This is a genomic window from Leisingera sp. F5, assembly GCF_001593695.1.
The window spans coordinates 1-1,654 of the sequence record NZ_LUKH01000806.1 but is presented as its reverse complement, the minus strand read 5'-3'; the positions used below and the strand labels follow the sequence as shown (position 1 = coordinate 1,654).

At 61.5% G+C, this 1,654-nt stretch carries 2 protein-coding genes; both read right to left on the bottom strand.

Annotated elements, in window-relative coordinates:
* Window positions 1-458, bottom strand: a 458-nt coding sequence (locus tag A2I95_RS36205; RefSeq protein ID WP_291737342.1) for a DUF6151 family protein, incomplete at its 3' end; no start/stop codon positions are given.
* Window positions 459-462: 4 nt separating this feature from the next.
* The coding region (phaZ, locus tag A2I95_RS36200) for a polyhydroxyalkanoate depolymerase (protein WP_291737341.1) at window positions 463-1,654 on the bottom strand (1,192 nt) is incomplete at its 5' end.

Here is a 1,654-nt window from a genome sequence, read left to right as displayed (position 1 = left end):
GTGATCATCCGGCTAAGGATGCCCCAGGCCATAACTCCGCCGCCCTTGGTCCGGGACTGTTTGCCCGTGACTGGGAGGAAAGCCTTGGCGCGGATTTTGCCAAGTGCGGATTTATCCTCGAACAAGTCCGAGCGCATCCCGGCGAAGGGCAGCGTGGGTTTGGCCAGCGTGTTGGCAAAAGGGGTGCCGCAGCAGGCGGCGTACCAGCGCAGCGGGCCGCGGGGGCCAAGGCGCAGCGCTTTCAGATGCGTCGCGCCTTGGGTGATGGAAATGCTGTCCGGTGCCAGCTGAAACAGGTCCACCGGATCCGGTGCCGGATCCGGCTGGCCGTGGTACAGCTCATTGGCGCGGCAATCGGGGCAGTAGCAGACCACGCGGGTGCCGCTTTTTACACCCTGTGCGGAAACTTCGCCGCACAGGGCCCCGCATTTGCAGGAAAACGCCAGCCCGCCGCCCATGCCGTCAGGCAGCCGTGTTCTTGTTGGCCGGTTTGCGGCCAGGTTTTTTGCCGCTGTTTGCGTTCATGAAATCAATCACCAGCGGACGGATGTTGTCGCGCCAGCTGCGGCCGGCAAAGATGCCATAGTGGCCGGCACCCGGCTCCAGGTGGCTGGCCTTCATGCTTTCAGGCAGGCCGGTGCAAAGATCCAGTGCCGCGACGCATTGGCCGGGGGCAGAGATATCGTCCTTGGCGCCTTCGACAGTTTTCACCGCAACATTGGTGATCTTGCCGATATCGACCTTGTGGCCGTTGACCACAAATTCGTTGCGGGCGATCTCGCGTCTTTTGAAGACACGCTCGACGGTGGACAGGTAGAACTCGGCTGTCATGTCCATGACGGCAAGATATTCGTCGTAGAAACGGTTGTGGGCGTCGTGATCCGAAGCCTCGCCGCGGGAAACGCGATGGATCTGGTCCATGAAGGCCTTGGAGTGGCGCTCGCCGTTCATCGACATGAAGGAGGACAGCTGCAGCAGGCCCGGATAGACCTTGCGCCCGACACCTTTGTTTTTGTAGCCGACACGCTGGATCATGGTTTCCTCCAGCTGGCCCATGGTGACGCGCCGGCCAAAGTCTGTGACCTCGGTCGGGGTGGCGTCCGGGTCCACCGGGCCGCCGATCAGGGTCAGCGACGACGGCTGCGCCTTGGGGTCCTGTTCGGCCAGATAAGCGGTCGCGGCCAGGGTCAGCGGCACTGGCTGGCAGACCGCGACAACATGGGTGTCGGGGCCCATTTCGCGCATGAAGTCGACGAGGTAGAGCGTGTAATCCTCGACGTCGAATTTTCCTGCGGAAACAGGTATATCGCGGGCATTGTGCCAGTCCGTCACATAGACTTCACAATTGACGATCAAGCTTTGGACGGTGGACCGCAGGAGAGTGGCGTAATGACCGGACATCGGCGCAACCAGCAGCACCTTGCGCGGCTGTTCCTCGCGTCCGTTGACCTTGAAATGGATCAGATCGCCGAACGGGCGTTCGACGACAGTGGTGATGTCCACCAGATGGTCCTTGCCGTCTTCGCAGGTGAAAGTGCGGATGCCCCAGTCCGGTTTCACCACCATCCGCTGGTAAGTACGTTCCGTCACTTCACCCCAGGCGGCCATCCAGCTGAGCGCAGGGTTTGGCAAGGCGGAAAAGACCGGGTAAGAT